The sequence below is a fragment of the Arthrobacter sp. ZGTC212 genome (assembly GCF_002929255.1).
Taxonomy (GTDB): Bacteria; Actinomycetota; Actinomycetes; order Actinomycetales; family Micrococcaceae; genus Arthrobacter_B; species Arthrobacter_B sunyaminii.
In genome coordinates, this window is record NZ_PJIJ01000001.1 from 910,713 (window position 1) to 926,161 (window position 15,449).

10 protein-coding genes are annotated in these 15,449 nt (G+C 62.6%); 9 read left to right on the forward strand and 1 reads right to left on the reverse strand.

Translation table 11 applies throughout. The features are described 5' to 3' along the window. Positions 1 to 16: 16 nt before the first annotated feature. From nusG to rplL, 6 genes are all read left to right on the forward strand, one after another. Positions 17 to 808: a transcription termination/antitermination protein NusG gene (gene nusG, locus CXQ89_RS04475; RefSeq protein WP_104052759.1), complete on the forward strand. Its 792-nt coding sequence runs from the start codon at positions 17 to 19 to the stop codon at positions 806 to 808. Between the two features lie 129 nt (positions 809 to 937). Beyond that, on the forward strand, positions 938 to 1,369 hold the full coding sequence (rplK, locus tag CXQ89_RS04480) for a 50S ribosomal protein L11 (protein ID WP_104052758.1): 432 nt from the start codon (positions 938 to 940) through the stop codon (positions 1,367 to 1,369). Between the two features lie 140 nt (positions 1,370 to 1,509). Then, the gene (rplA, locus tag CXQ89_RS04485) at positions 1,510 to 2,217 is read left to right on the forward strand and encodes a 50S ribosomal protein L1 (RefSeq protein WP_104052757.1); all 708 of its coding nucleotides are present in this window, start codon (positions 1,510 to 1,512) and stop codon (positions 2,215 to 2,217) included. 107 nt (positions 2,218 to 2,324) lie between these two features. After that, positions 2,325 to 3,416 carry a GNAT family N-acetyltransferase gene (locus tag CXQ89_RS04490; protein ID WP_104160423.1) on the forward strand — a complete coding sequence of 364 codons (1,092 nt, stop codon included), beginning with the start codon at positions 2,325 to 2,327 and terminating at the stop codon, positions 3,414 to 3,416. A 284-nt stretch (positions 3,417 to 3,700) separates the two neighbouring features. Beyond that, positions 3,701 to 4,264 (forward strand): 50S ribosomal protein L10, encoded by a 564-nt coding sequence (gene rplJ, locus CXQ89_RS04495; protein ID WP_104052755.1) that lies wholly within the window; start codon positions 3,701 to 3,703, stop codon positions 4,262 to 4,264. 78 nt (positions 4,265 to 4,342) lie between these two features. After that, on the forward strand, positions 4,343 to 4,717 hold the full coding sequence (gene rplL / locus CXQ89_RS04500; protein ID WP_104052754.1) for a 50S ribosomal protein L7/L12: 375 nt from the start codon (positions 4,343 to 4,345) through the stop codon (positions 4,715 to 4,717). A 145-nt stretch (positions 4,718 to 4,862) separates the two neighbouring features. On the opposite strand, the gene CXQ89_RS04505 is transcribed toward rplL, so the two are convergent. Next, a complete protein-coding gene (locus CXQ89_RS04505; RefSeq protein ID WP_104160424.1) occupies positions 4,863 to 6,083 on the reverse strand; it encodes an acetyl-CoA C-acetyltransferase in 1,221 nt (406 codons plus the stop codon). Between the two features lie 489 nt (positions 6,084 to 6,572). On the opposite strand from CXQ89_RS04505, the gene rpoB reads away from it, so the two are divergent. The 3 genes from rpoB to CXQ89_RS04520 all read left to right on the forward strand — a co-directional run bounded on the left by rpoB (position 6,573) and on the right by CXQ89_RS04520 (position 15,396). Next, positions 6,573 to 10,073 (forward strand): DNA-directed RNA polymerase subunit beta, encoded by a 3,501-nt coding sequence (gene rpoB, locus CXQ89_RS04510; protein WP_104053681.1) that lies wholly within the window; start codon positions 6,573 to 6,575, stop codon positions 10,071 to 10,073. Between the two features lie 96 nt (positions 10,074 to 10,169). Further along, positions 10,170 to 14,060, forward strand: a complete 3,891-nt coding sequence (locus tag CXQ89_RS04515) for a DNA-directed RNA polymerase subunit beta' (RefSeq protein WP_104160425.1) — start codon at positions 10,170 to 10,172, stop codon at positions 14,058 to 14,060. Positions 14,061 to 14,157: 97 nt separating this feature from the next. Then, entirely contained in the window at positions 14,158 to 15,396 is a 1,239-nt protein-coding gene (locus tag CXQ89_RS04520; protein ID WP_258059861.1) for a 4-hydroxybenzoate 3-monooxygenase, read from the forward strand. The last annotated feature ends 53 nt before the right edge of the window (positions 15,397 to 15,449 follow it).

The window sequence follows — 15,449 nt, forward strand, 5'->3', positions numbered from 1 at the left end:
GAAAGCAGGAATCTACGTGTCCGAGCAAGAACTCGAATCACAGATCAATGACAATGCCGCTGATCTGGATGCCGAGGATGAAACGACCGCAGCAGACGTCGCCGAGGCGCCCGCTGAGGCCGACGTTCCGGCAGAGGATGCCGACGCCGCCGATGAGGCCGTGAACTCTGATTCCGCAGACTCCGAAGACTCTGAAGAAGAGCCCGAGGAAGATCCCGCAGAAGCCTTCAAGGCCAAGCTGCGGCGCCAGGAGGGTGACTGGTACGTCATCCACTCCTACGCAGGTTACGAAAACCGCGTCAAGGCCAATCTTGAGACCCGCATCCAGACCATGGAAATGGAAGATAACATCTTCGAAATCCAGGTCCCGATGGAGGAAGTCGTCGAGATCAAGAACACGACCCGCAAGATCGTCAACCGGGTCCGAATCCCCGGTTACGTGCTGGTCCGTATGGAACTGACCGACGCCTCCTGGGGTGTTGTGCGACACACCCCCGGTGTTACAGGCTTCGTGGGCAACGCCCACAACCCGGTGCCGCTGAGCCTCAAAGAGGTTTACTCCATGCTGGAGCACACCGTGGTTTCCCCGAAGATCGAAGCCGGCAAGCCCGCGCAGGAATCTTCGAACTACGCAGTGGACTTCGAGGTCGGCGAGCCCGTTACGGTCAACGAAGGACCGTTCGAGACGCTTCAGGCCACGATCTCCGAGATCAAGCCCGAGTCCCAGCAGCTGGTGGTCCTCGTGACCATCTTCGAGCGCGAGACTCCGGTTACGCTTGGCTTCGGCCAGGTCACCAAGCTGCAGTAACACAAAGACTTCGTTGTCTGCAGGTCCGCTTTACCCTGCCGGCAGCGTCCGGCCGCCACGCCATGGCGGCCACCAACCCGGACGGACGCTCCTGTTCCCCGGGAACATAATTTAGAGAAGGACCCTTTCATGGCCCCCAAGAAAAAGGTCACCGGCCTCATCAAGCTGCAGATCAACGCAGGTGCCGCCAACCCGGCTCCTCCGATTGGTCCGGCACTTGGCCAGCACGGTGTCAACATCATGGAATTCTGCAAGGCGTACAACGCTGCAACGGAATCCCAGCGCGGCAACGTTATCCCGGTTGAAATCACCGTTTACGAAGACCGTTCGTTCACCTTCATCACGAAGACTCCTCCGGCTGCTCAGCTGATCAAGAAGGCTGCCGGTGTTGCCAAGGGTTCCGCAACCCCGCACACCGCCAAGGTTGCCAACCTGACCCAGGCTCAGGTCGAAGAGATCGCCACCATGAAGATGGAAGACCTCAACGCCAACGACGTCAAGGCTGCTGCCAAGATCATCGCCGGCACCGCCCGCTCCATGGGTATCACCGTAGAAGGCTAATAACGCCTTTTCCGTGACGCGGGTTCGCCCGCCGAACAAACACTTACACTCAAAAAGCTGCTCGTGCCATAGGGTACGACGGCGTGTGGCAGGGCCGAGCGCGGTCCGACAGACCACAACTGCACAAGGAGAAAAAGCAGATGGCAAAGCGCAGCAAAGCATATGAAGCAGCTGTAGCCAAGATCGATGCGGACAAGCTGTACGCACCGGTTGAGGCTGTAGAGCTGGCGAAGGAAACCAACCCGTCCAAGTTTGATGCCACCGTAGAGGTCGCATTCCGCCTGGGCGTCGATCCCCGCAAGGCCGACCAGATGGTCCGCGGCACGGTTAACCTGCCCCACGGTACGGGTAAGACCGCCCGCGTCCTGGTTTTCGCAACGGGCGAGAAGGCAGAGCAGGCTATTGCAGCCGGCGCTGACTTCGTTGGTTCCGATGACATGATCGAAAAGGTTGCCGCAGGCTGGGTCGACTTCGACGCCGCCGTTGCCACCCCCGACATGATGGGCAAGGTCGGCCGCCTGGGCCGCGTCCTCGGCCCGCGTAACCTGATGCCGAACCCGAAGACCGGCACGGTTACCCCGAACGTCGCCAAGGCTGTCACCGACATCAAGGGCGGCAAGATCGACTTCCGCGTCGACAAGCACTCCAACCTGCACTTCATCATCGGCAAGGTGTCCTTCGACCAGCAGAAGCTGGCCGAGAACTACGCCGCAGCCCTGGAGGAAGTCCTGCGCCTGAAGCCGTCCGCTTCCAAGGGCCGCTACATCCAGAAGGCAACCGTTTCCACCACGTTCGGCCCGGGCATCTCCGTTGACCCCAACGTCACGAAGGTTCTCGCCGACGCATAATTCGGCTTAGGGGCGCCAGCGTTCCGATTCCGTCTCAAAGGCGGCCGCAGCATATCGCTGCGGCCGCTTTTTTGTGCCCTGCAGCAGGTTGCGGCAGGATGTGATCCATGACACCTGACTCTGCGGTTATCGCTCCGCTGCCCATCCCCGGGAGCCTGGATTCTTCGGATCCTGCCTCGGCGGATTTCATCGCCGCCGTTGAGCTTCTGAATGACGCCCTGCGCGAGACGTGGGGCAATGACGACTTCCGGGACGCACCCCAGACGCAGCTGGCGGGCTTTCGTCCTTCATCAATGCGGCGGCGGATTCTGCTGGGTGCGCGGATCGGCGACGAGCTGGTGGGAGTGGCCGCGTTGAAGCTGCCGATGCTGGACAACATCCACTCGGCATGGGTGAATGTGGCCGTGGCTCCCGGTATCCGGCGGACCGGGCTGGGAAAGCGCCTGTATGCGGCGGTTGAGCAGGCTGCAGCGGCCGACGGGCGCCGAACCCTTTTGGGGGAAACTGATCATCCTGTGCGGCCGGGCTCTGATTCCGGCCCGGTGCTGGCGCCGAAGAGCGGGATCGGAGCCATTCCTGCGGACAGCGCCGCACGCTTTGCCGCGGACCGGCACTTTGAGCTGGAACAGGTGGAACGGGTCAGCCTCCTGGATTTGACGGGCAGCATTGACTGGCAGGGGAAGCTGGACGCTGCCGCGGCGGCTGCCGGACCGGACTATGCCCTGGAGTTCTGGCAGGGTGCCTGCCCGGAGCACCTTGTGGATGCGTACGCGCTGCTGCGGCAAAGGATGAGCACGGATGCCCCCATGGCCGGCCTGGACGTGGAGGAGGAGCGGTGGGACGCCGGTCGGATCCGTGAGGGGGAGGCGAAAGTGCGTGAAATGCAGGCCGAAGAGCTGGTGAGCGCTGTCCGGCATGTTCCCACCGGCCAGCTGGCCGGGCACACCGTCCTGATGGTCTTTCGCAGCAACCCGGCGGTGGCCTTTCAGGACGATACCCTGGTCCTGGATAAACACCGGGGCCACGGGCTCGGCATGCTGCTCAAGGCTGCCAACCTGGTGCGGCTGCGGCAGGAGCTCTCCGCGGCATCACGTGTTTGGACCTGGAATGCAGCCGAGAACGTCCACATGCTGGCCATCAACGAGGAGCTGGGGTTTGAGCCCGTCGGATATTCGGGGGAGTGGCAGAAGGTTCTCTGAGGCCGATTTGGCCTGCCCGGGATTCTCCCGTACGCTGGAGATACCAAAGACCGTCGGTCGATGTGCTTTCAATCCCACTCTCATCCTGGATCTCCGGGACCGCGGGTGGACTCCGGTTGATCGGACATCCGAAAGTCCCTTCACAGGGCGGCCTGCGCAGGTGAACGAACTCAGCCAAACGGTGCGCGTCAATGCGTGCCTGCTGCTAAGCCCCGTGCATCTGCCCGGGGCGTTTTTTATGTTCGGGACCCGATCCACCGGCACTATTCCCCGGAAGGAGGGTTATGGCAACGCCAACAAAGGTATCGGCAGTTGAAGAAATCACCACAGATTTCAAGGAATCAACCGCTGCTGTCCTAACCGAATACCGCGGGCTCACCGTTGCACAGCTCAAGGAGCTGCGTCGTTCGCTCGGCCAGGACACCAAGTACTCGGTCGTCAAGAACACCCTGACTGGCATTGCAGCCAAGGAAGCCGGCATCGACGCGTTCGACGGCCAGCTCTCCGGCCCCACTGCAATTGCCTTCATCAAGGGTGACGCAGTTGCAGCTGCAAAGAGCCTGACGGATTTTGCCAAGACCAACCCGCAGCTGATCATCAAGACCGGTGTCTTCGAGGGCAATGCCCTGGATGCTACCGGTGTTGCCGCCTTGGCTGCCCTTGAATCCCGTGAGCTCCAGCTTGCACGCGTCGCCGGTGTCCTCAAGGCACCGATGTCCATGCTGGCACGCTCGGTCGATGCCCTGCGCGTCAAGCTTGAAGAGGGAAGCGATTCTGCTCCCGCCGCGGAAGAGGCTCCGGCCGCCGCAGAAGAAGCTCCGGCCGCTGAAGCAGCCACCGAAGAGTAATCGCTCTTCCAATCCACACTCCGGTGCCGTCGCACCACTAAGGTGCCCGCGCACCACTTATAGGAAGGACGCCACACCATGGCGAAGCTGACCAACGAAGAGCTCATTGAAGCCTTCAAGGAACTGTCCATCATCGAGCTCTCCGACTTCGTGAAGCTCTTCGAAGAGACCTTCGACGTTACCGCTGCTGCTGTTGCAGTTGCCGGTCCCGCCGCCGGTGCTGCCGAGGCCGAAGACGAGAAGACTGAATTCGACGTCATCCTCGAAGCTGCAGGCGACAAGAAGATCGCAGTCATCAAGGAAGTTCGTGCCCTGACTTCCCTGGGCCTGAAGGAAGCCAAGGACGTTGTCGACAGCGCCCCGAAGGCTGTCCTGGAAGGCGCTACGAAGGAAGCCGCAGAGAAGGCAAAGGAAGCCCTCGAGGCTGCCGGCGCCACGGTTACCGTCAAGTAGTAGTTTTTCCCTTCGCGGCTTGACGCCGCGCAGACAGAAAGACCCCGTCCCTTGGGACGGGGTCTTTCTGTTTAGGTGCGGTCCCCGCAGCCTGGTGCTGTCCGGTGCGCGGACGGAGCCCCGGGCCGGCGGGAGAACGGGCTAGTCAGGCCTCGTCGCGGAACAGCAGCAGTGCTTCACCCTGACCGCCGCCGCCGCACAGGGCAACCGCAGCTTTGCCGGTGCCGCGCCGCTGCAGCTCGAAGGCTGCGGTAAGGGCCAGCCGGGCACCCGAAGCTCCGATCGGGTGACCCAGGGCGATGGCACCGCCGTACAGATTGCACTGGTCCAAATCCATTCCCAGTTCATTCAGGGACTGGACGGCCACAGCACCAAAGGCTTCATTGATCTCGATGAAATCCAGGTCCGCGGGGGTCCAGCCGGCCCGGTTTAGGGCGGCAAAGATGGCGTTGGAGGGCTGTGAATGCAGGCTGTTGTCGGGACCGGCCACCTGCCCCGGGGCACCCACCACCGCCAGGACGTCGAGACCGCTCTCTTCCGCGTAGGCGCGTGTGGTGAGAATCAGCGCGGCGGCGCCGTCGGAAAGCGGCGACGAGTTGCCTGCCGTGATGGTGCCTTCGGGATCAAAGGCAGGACGGAGGCCGGCCAGTGTTTCGATGGTCGTAGCGGGACGCACGCCTTCGTCGGAGGTAAGGATGAGCGGCTCGCCCCGGCGCTGCGGAACAGTGACGGGCACAATCTCGGTTTCGAACACCCCGGATGCCATGGCGGCGGCGGCCCGACGGTGTGAAGCGGCGGCCACTTCGTCCTGCTCCAGCCGTTTGATGGCCAGCTTGGTGTTGCCGCGCTCGGTGGAGATGCCCATGGAGTCATGGTCGAAAGCGTCCGTCAGCCCGTCATGGCCGACGGAATCCAGGGCACTGATGTTGCCGTAGTTCCAACCCTGGCGGGACCCGGGCAGCAGGTGCGGCCCGTTTGTCATGGATTCCTGGCCCCCGGCCACCACCACCGTGGCTTCACCGCCGCGGATCAGGCGGGCGGCGTCAACCACGGAGGCCAGTCCGGACAGGCAAACCTTGTTGATCGTGACAGTGGGGACATCCCAGCCAATGCCGGCCTTGATGGAGGACTGGCGGGCCGGGTTCTGTCCGCAGCCGGCCTGGACCACATGACCCATGATGACGGCCTGCACATCGGCGGCCGGCACACGGGCCTGCTCCAAAGCACCCGCAATGGCGAAGGCGCCGAGCTCCACGGCGCTAAAAGAGGCAAGCTGGCCGTTCAGTCGTCCCTGCGGGGTGCGTGCACCACCGACGATGACCACTTCGGTCATGGCTGCTGCATCTTGGTCTGGACGGTTGCTCATGGCGGAATAGTCTCTTTCGTCGTCGAATCTGCTGTGAGCCCGGTGATGCGGACCACGCTGGAACAAGGGTACGCCAAGACACGGGTGCGGGGAGAGAAGAGTCACACCGCCCTCGGCGGGCGGCCGGGCACCGGCGCGCACAATTGGGGCTGCGTGCGGTAAGGTATCTGTATCCGATGCGTCAGCGGTGCGCCGGTGTTGCCTGTAGCTCCCCGTAAAGCGGCCGGCTGGAACACGATTCCAGCCTTGCCCGGCGGGTTGAGCCACGCAGGGTTTCAGGGACCGGGTAGACTTGTCTGCCCATAATGCCCTATAGTAGATATTTGCTTCCCTCTCTTAACCTTCAGCCTTCATATAGCGGTGGGCTCCGTCCTGTGCCAGGCAGCGTTTTGCGCGCCCGGCCGGATGCAAGGACGCACGCGGACCAGGTCCGCTCTGTGCAGAGAAGGAGGCGCGAAACACGCCTGAAGGTCTGTGGAAGGATCCCTCTTGGTCGCCTCGAGCACCTCTAATAATGCAACCGCTAACATCCCGGAGAACATCGCTCCCCGGATTTCATTCGCAAAGATTCACGAACCGCTTGACGTTCCCAATCTTCTTGCCCTGCAGACCGACAGCTTTGACTGGCTTGTCGGCAACGAGCGCTGGAAAGCGCGCGTAGAAGAGGCCAAGCAGACCGGGGAACAGGGCATTGCCACCACCTCCGGCCTGGCCGACATCTTCGAGGAAATTTCCCCGATCGAGGATTTCCAGGGCACCATGTCCCTGAGCTTCTCGGAGCCGGAGTTTGCCGACCCGAAGTACACCATGGCTGAGTGCAAGGACCGGGACGCCACGTACTCGGCCCCTCTGTACGTTAAAGCCGAATTCATGAACAACAACACGGGCGAAATCAAGCAGCAGACTGTGTTCATGGGCGACTTCCCCCTCATGACAGACAAGGGAACGTTCGTCATCAACGGCACCGAGCGTGTCGTGGTTTCCCAGCTGGTCCGTTCCCCGGGTGCCTACTTCGAGCGCACCGCTGACAAGACCAGTGACAAGGACATCTACACCGCGAAGATCATTCCTTCCCGCGGTGCATGGTTCGAACTGGAAATCGACAAGCGCGACCAGGTGGGCGTCCGCCTGGACCGCAAGCGCAAGCAGTCCGTCACCGTGCTGCTGAAGGCACTGGGCTGGACCGAAGGCCAGATCCTGGAAACCTTCGGCGAGTACGACTCCATCCGTGCCACCCTGGAGAAGGACCCCACGGAAACCCGCGAAGATGCCCTGCTGGACATCTACCGCAAGCTCCGTCCGGGCGAGCCGCCCACGGTCGAGGCTGCCCAGACCCTGCTGGACAACCTGTACTTCAACCCGAAGCGCTATGACCTGGCCAAGGTTGGCCGCTACAAGATCAACCGCAAGCTGGGCATCGACAAGCCGCTGACGGATTCTGACGCCTCGGTCCTGAACAACGACGACATCGTCGCCATGATCAAGTTCCTGGTGGCGCTGCACGCCGGCGAGAAGACCGTCCCGGGCAAGCGCAACGGCGAGGATGTTGACATCCGCGTCGAGGTCGATGACATCGACCACTTCGGCAACCGCCGTATCCGCGCCGTCGGTGAACTCATCGAGAACCAGATCCGCACGGGCCTGTCCCGCATGGAGCGCGTTGTCCGTGAGCGCATGACCACTCAGGACGTCGAGGCCATCACGCCCCAGACGCTGATCAACATCCGCCCCGTCGTGGCAGCGATCAAGGAGTTCTTCGGAACCTCCCAGCTCTCGCAGTTCATGGACCAGAACAACCCGCTCGCCGGACTGACGCACAAGCGCCGCCTGTCCGCGCTGGGCCCGGGTGGTCTGTCCCGTGACCGCGCAGGCATGGAAGTCCGAGACGTCCACCCCTCGCACTACGGCCGCATGTGCCCCATCGAAACCCCTGAAGGCCCGAACATTGGTCTGATCGGTTCGCTGGCGTCCTACGCCCGGATCAACGCGTTCGGCTTCATCGAGACCCCGTACCGCAAGGTCATCGACGGCGTTGTCACCGACCAGGTTGATTACCTGACCGCTGACGACGAAGTTGAGCGCACCATTGCCCAGGCAAACGCTCCGCTGCGCGAAGACCAGCACTTCGCCGAGGACCTGGTCCTCGTCCGTGCCCGCGGCGGTTCCGGCGAGCCCGTTCTCGTTGAGCCCGAAGGCGTCGAGTACATGGACGTCTCCCCGCGCCAGATGGTGTCGGTGGCTACGGCCCTGATTCCGTTCCTGGAACACGATGACGCCAACCGCGCCCTCATGGGTGCGAACATGCAGCGCCAGGCTGTCCCGCTGCTCCGTTCCGAGCGCCCCGTTGTGGGTACCGGCATGGAGAAGTACGCCGCCGTTGACGCCGGTGACTCTGTTACCGCCGTCAAGCCCGGTGTTGTCACCGAGGTCTCCGCTGAGCTCGTTACCGTCATGAACGACGACGGCACCGAGTCCAACTACCCGATCATGAAGTTCGCACGCTCCAACCAAGGCAACGCGTACAACCAGCGGGTACTGGTTTCCGAAGGCGCACGCGTCGAGGTCAACAGCATCATCGCCGACGGTCCCTCCACGGACCAGGGTGAACTGGCTCTGGGTAAGAACCTGCTCGTGGCATTCATGTCATGGGAAGGCCACAACTACGAAGATGCCATCATCCTCTCGCAGCGCATGGTCTCCGACGATGTCCTGACTTCCATCCACATCGAGGAGCACGAAGTTGATGCCCGCGACACCAAGCTTGGTGCCGAGGAAATCACCCGTGACATCCCGAACGTGTCCGAGGAAGTGCTCTCCCAGCTGGACGAGCGCGGCATCATCCACATTGGTGCCGAGGTTGAAGCCGGCGACATCCTGGTTGGCCGCGTCACCCCCAAGGGTGAAACGGAACTGACCCCGGAAGAGCGTCTGCTGCGCGCCATCTTCGGCGAGAAGAGCCGCGAAGTCCGCGACACTTCCCTGAAGGTGCCCCACGGCGAGTCCGGAACGGTCATCGGTGTCCGCATCTTCGACCGCGACAACGACGACGAGCTGCCCCCGGGCGTGAACCAGCTGGTGCGCGTCTACGTGGCGCACAAGCGCAAGATCACGGACGGCGACAAGCTGGCCGGCCGCCACGGCAACAAGGGCGTCATTTCCAAGATCCTTCCGATCGAGGACATGCCGTTCATGGAAGACGGAACCCCCGTTGACATCGTCCTGAACCCGCTGGGTGTTCCGGGTCGAATGAACGTCGGCCAGGTCCTGGAAATCCACCTCGGCTGGGCTGCCAAGCAGGGCTGGAAGATCGACGGCAACCCCGACTGGGTCAAGAACCTGCCGGAACTGCCGCGCGAATCCGGCCCCACCACGGTCGCCACCCCGGTGTTCGACGGCGCCAGTGAAGATGAAATCACCGGCCTGCTCGATTCCACCAACGTGACCCGTGACGGCAACCGCCTGATCGGCGCCTCCGGTAAGGCCCGCATGTACGACGGCCGCTCCGGCCAGCCGTTCCCGGAGCCCATCTCCGTGGGTTACATGTACATCCTGAAGCTGCACCACCTTGTTGATGACAAGATCCACGCACGCTCCACCGGTCCGTACTCCATGATCACGCAGCAGCCGCTGGGTGGTAAGGCACAGTTCGGTGGCCAGCGCTTCGGTGAAATGGAAGTTTGGGCCCTGGAAGCGTACGGCGCCGCCTACACGCTGCAGGAGCTGCTGACGATCAAGTCCGATGACATCCATGGCCGCGTGAAGGTCTACGAAGCCATCGTCAAGGGCGAGAACATCCCGGAGCCGGGTGTTCCCGAGTCCTTCAAGGTGCTCATCAAGGAAATGCAGTCGCTCTGCCTGAATGTGGAAGTACTCTCCACCGAGGGCAACACGATTGAAATGCGTGACTCGGATGAAGAAGTCTTCCGGGCCGCGGAAGAACTGGGTATCGATCTGTCCCGCGCAGAGCCCAGCTCCGTAGAAGAGGTTTAGCCGAGCCGGCCGGCCCGCATCAGCGGGCCGGCCTCCGGCAGCCCCTTCCCGTACCCGAGACATTCAGATTTAGAGAACAAGAGAGAACAGGGACCCATGTCCAACGATTCCACGTTCGGCCTTATGCGAATCGGCCTTGCCACCGCGGATGAAATCCGCGGTTGGTCTTACGGCGAGGTCAAGAAGCCGGAAACCATCAACTACCGAACCCTGAAGCCGGAGAAGGACGGTCTTTTCTGCGAAAAGATCTTCGGTCCTTCCCGCGACTGGGAATGCTACTGCGGTAAGTACAAGCGAGTTCGCTTCAAGGGCATCATCTGTGAGCGCTGCGGCGTCGAGGTCACCCGTGCCAAGGTGCGCCGCGAGCGCATGGGCCACATTGAGCTCGCCGCTCCGGTAACCCACATCTGGTACTTCAAGGGTGTCCCCTCCCGCCTGGGCTACCTGCTGGACCTGGCGCCGAAGGACCTTGAAAAGGTCATCTACTTCGCCGCCTACATGATCACCTCGGTCGACGAAGAAAACCGCCACGCGGAACTTCCGAACCTGCAGGCTGAGCACGACCTGGAGCGCAAGCACCTCGTCGACCAGCGCGACTCCGACATCGCGGCCATCGCCAAGGACCTCGAAGGCGAGATTGCCCGCCTCGAGGGCGAAGGCGCAAAGGCAGCCGACAAGAAGAAGGCCCGCGACTCCGCCGACCGCCAGATGGCCAAGGTCCGCCGCGACGCCGACAACAACATCGAGCGCCTCGAGCAGGTCTGGGACCGCTTCAAGAACCTCAAGGTCGGCGACCTCGAGGGCGACGAAGGCCTCTACCGGGAACTTCGGGACCGCTACGGCCTGTACTTCGAGGGCTCCATGGGTGCCGAAGCCATCAAGCAGCGCCTGATGGACTTCGACATGCAGGCTGAGTCCGAGCTGCTGCGCGACATCATCCAGAACGGCAAGGGCCAGCGCAAGACGCGTGCCCTGAAGCGCCTGAAGGTTGTCAACGCATTCCTGACCACCACCAACAGCCCGCTGGGCATGGTCCTGGACGCTGTCCCGGTCATCCCGCCGGAACTGCGCCCGATGGTTCAGCTCGACGGCGGCCGTTTCGCGACGTCCGACCTCAACGACCTGTACCGCCGCGTGATCAACCGCAACAACCGCCTGAAGCGCCTGCTGGATCTCGGTGCCCCCGAGATCATCGTGAACAACGAAAAGCGCATGCTCCAGGAAGCTGTTGACTCCCTGTTCGACAACGGCCGCCGCGGCCGTCCGGTCACCGGACCGGGCAACCGCCCGCTGAAGTCGCTCTCCGACATGCTCAAGGGCAAGCAGGGTCGTTTCCGCCAGAACCTTCTGGGTAAGCGCGTTGACTACTCCGGCCGTTCCGTCATTGTTGTTGGTCCGCAGCTGAAGCTGCACCAGTGCGGTCTGCCCAAGCAGATGGCCCTGGAGCTCTTCAAGCCGTTCGTGATGAAGCGCCTGGTTGACCTCAACCACGCACAGAACATCAAGAGCGCCAAGCGCATGGTCGAGCGTTTCCGCCCGCAGGTCTGGGACGTGCTGGAAGAGATCATCACCGAACACCCGGTGCTGCTCAACCGTGCACCCACCCTGCACCGCCTGGGTATCCAGGCATTCGAGCCGCAGCTCGTTGAAGGCAAGGCGCTTCAGCTGCACCCGCTCGTCTGTGGCGCGTTCAACGCTGACTTCGACGGTGACCAGATGGCAGTTCACCTGCCGCTGAGCCCGGAGGCCCAGGCCGAGGCACGCATCCTGATGCTGTCCTCGAACAACATCCTGAAGCCCTCGGACGGCCGCCCGGTAACCCTGCCTTCGCAGGATATGATCATCGGCCTGCACCACCTCACCACCAAGAAGGAAGGCGCAGCAGGCGAGGGCCGGTTCTTCACGACACCGTCCGAAGCCCTGATGGCGTACGACCTCGGTGAGCTGGACCTGAACGCTCAGGTCAGCATGCGTCTGGAAGGCTTTGTGCCCTCCGCCGACCGTCCGGCTCCGGAAGGCTGGGAAGAAGGCACTCCTGCCCTCATCCAGACCTCCCTGGGCCAGGTCATCTTCAACCAGACCCTGCCGGCGGATTACCCGTGGGTTGAGAAGGTTGCAGACAAGGGCCAGCTGTCCACGATCGTGAACGACCTGGCAGAGCGCTACCCGAAGGTGATGACGGCGGCAACGCTGGATAACCTGAAGGACGCCGGTTTCTACTGGGCCACCCGCTCGGGCGTCACCGTTGCCATCTCGGACATCTCCGCGCCGATCGACAAGCCGGCCATCATGGAGGTTTACGAAGCACAGGCTGCCAAGGTTGAAAGCCAGTACGGCAAGGGCCTGATCGCAGAAGACGAGCGCCGTCAGGAGCTCATCGACATTTGGAACAAGGCAACGAACGAAGTTGCTGCGGCCATGCGTGCGAACATGCCCAAGGAAAACAACATCAACCGCATGGTGTCTTCCGGTGCCCGTGGTAACTGGCTGCAGGTTCGCCAGATTGCCGGTATCCGTGGTCTGGTGGCCAACCCTAAGGGTGAGATCATTCCCCGCCCGATCAAGTCCTCGTACCGCGAGGGCCTGTCGGTGCTGGAATACTTCATCGCCACCCACGGTGCCCGTAAGGGTCTTGCCGATACCGCTCTGCGTACCGCCAACTCGGGTTACCTGACCCGTCGTCTGGTGGACGTCTCCCAGGACGTCATTGTCCGCGAGGAAGACTGCGGCACCGAGCGCGGCCTGAATGTCACCATCGCAGTGCCGGACTCCAACGGTGAACTGCAGCTGCACGAAGAGGTCGAGAACTCGGCGTACGCCCGTACGCTGGCCACCGACGTCGTCGACCCCCAGGGCAATGTCCTGGCCAAGGGCGGCGACGATGTGGGCGACGTCCTCATCGCGAAGCTGTTCGAAGCCGGAGTTACCAACATTAAGGTCCGCTCCGTACTCACCTGTGAGTCCGCCGTCGGTACCTGTGCACTGTGCTACGGCCGCTCCCTGGCCACGGGTAAGACCGTGGACATCGGCGAGGCCGTCGGCATCATCGCCGCACAGTCCATTGGTGAGCCGGGCACCCAGCTGACCATGCGTACCTTCCACACCGGTGGTGTTGCTTCCGCGGAAGATATCACCCAGGGTCTGCCCCGTATCCAGGAGCTCTTCGAAGCACGCACACCTAAGGGTGTTGCTCCGATCTCCGAGACCGCGGGTCGGGTCACCATCGAAGAGACCGACCGCCAGATGCGTCTGGTTGTCACTCCCGATGACGGCTCCGAGGAAATCGCGTACCCGGTCCTGCGCCGTGCCCGCCTGCTGGTTGCCGACGGCGACCACGTTGAGGTTGGCCAGCAGCTGGTCTTCGGTGCGGTGGATCCCAAGCAGATCCTCCGTATCCTCGGCCCGCGCAAGGCACAGGAATTCCTGGTGGACGAAGTCCAGCGCGTGTACCGCAGCCAGGGTGTAGGCATCCACGACAAGCACGTGGAAGTCATCGTCCGCCAGATGCTGCGCCGCGTGACCGTGATCGAGTCCGGCGATTCGGATCTGCTCCCGGGTGAGCTGGCCGAGCGCCGCCGCTTCGAGAACGAGAACCGCCGCGTGGTATCCGAGGGCAAGAAGCCGGCCTCCGGCCGTCCCGAGCTCATGGGTATCACCAAGGCGTCGCTGGCCACCGAGTCCTGGCTGTCCGCTGCTTCCTTCCAGGAAACCACCCGCGTCCTGACGCAGGCGGCCATGGAAGGCAAGAGCGATCCGCTGCTCGGCCTCAAGGAAAACGTCATCATCGGTAAGCTGATCCCGGCCGGAACGGGCCTTCCCCGTTACACCGAGGTCACTGTCGAGCCGACCGAAGAAGCAAAGGCCAACCTGTTCACCGGCCCGAGCGCCTTCAGTGACTTCGACTACGCCGGAGTGGACGGCGGCCTGAGCCCCGAGTTCCATGCCATCCCGCTGGATGACTACGACATGGGCAGCGACTTCCGCTAACCTGAAACGCTGCGGCCCGCCACACGGCATGCCGCAGTAAGGAAAGGTCCCGCACCGTTTGGTGCGGGACCTTTCGCGTTTGTGCCAGACTCTGGGAATGGCCGACAGGCAGCTTTCCAAGGAGTACTGCATGGGCGCAGCACGCACCATTCTCAAGGCCCGGGTCGGCATCGTGGGCGCCGGTCCTGCCGGACTGATGCTCTCGCATCTGCTGGCTCAAGCCGGCATTGAGAGCATTGTGGTGGAGAAACGGGATTATCACACCATCCGCACCACGCACCGTGCCGGAATCCTGGAGCACGGGTCGGTGCGGATGCTCACCGAGGGCGGTGTCAGCAACAGGGTCCTCACTGACGGGCACCGCCACGACGGTATTGACCTTCGCTTCGGCGGCGTCAGCCACCGGATAGATTTCCAGGATCTGGTGGGGGAGTCCGTTTGGCTCTATCCGCAGAATGAAGTGTTCGTGGACCTGGCTGCTGCCAGGGAGCGCGACGGCGGGGACGTGCGGTGGGCGGTCTCCGACACTGAGGTTCTTGACCTTTCCTCCGATACGCCCAAAATCCGGTTCACCGACGCGGAGGGTGCCGCTTTCGAGGTCCACTGCGACATCCTGGTGGGCGCGGACGGTTCGCAGGGCATTTGCCGGCGGGCCATCCCGGCCGGACAGCGCAGGGAGAATTTCATTGAGTACCCCTTTGCCTGGTTCGGGATCCTTACAGAGGCACCGCCGAGTGCACCTGAATTGATCTACACCAACTCCGGCCGGGGCTTCGCGCTGATCAGCCAGCGCACCCAGACTATCCAGCGGATGTACTTTCAAGCCGACCCTGAGGAGAACCCCGACGATTGGTCCGAGGAGCAGATTTGGGAGGAGCTCCAGCGGCGGGTGGACGGCCCCGACGGCTTTGAGCTCAAACGGGGCCCGATCTTTGAAAAGACGCTGTTGAAGTTCCGCAGCTATGTTTGCGAGCCGCTGCGCTACGGGAAGATGTTCCTTGCCGGCGACGCAGGACACACCGTGCCGCCCACGGGAGCCAAGGGGCTCAACCTTGCCCTGGCCGACGTCCAGGTTCTGTCTGAAGCCGTTGAATCGTTGTATGCCACCGGAAAAACAAACCTGTTGGACGGATACAGTGAGCGCGCACTGGCACGGGTTTGGCGGGCCCAGAATTTCTCTTACTGGATGACTTCCATGCTGCATACCAGGGCCGATGCCAGCCCCTTTGAACGCAAGCGTGCGCTGGGGGAGTTGGCCGGCGTCGTTGCCTCCCGGCACGGCAGCGCCTACCTAGCGGAGGCCTACACGGGCTGGCCGGCGACAATCTCGAAATAGAAAGTTCGCATAGTGAACATCTGTACACAAAGTGAACATTGACGTAGGGTGGT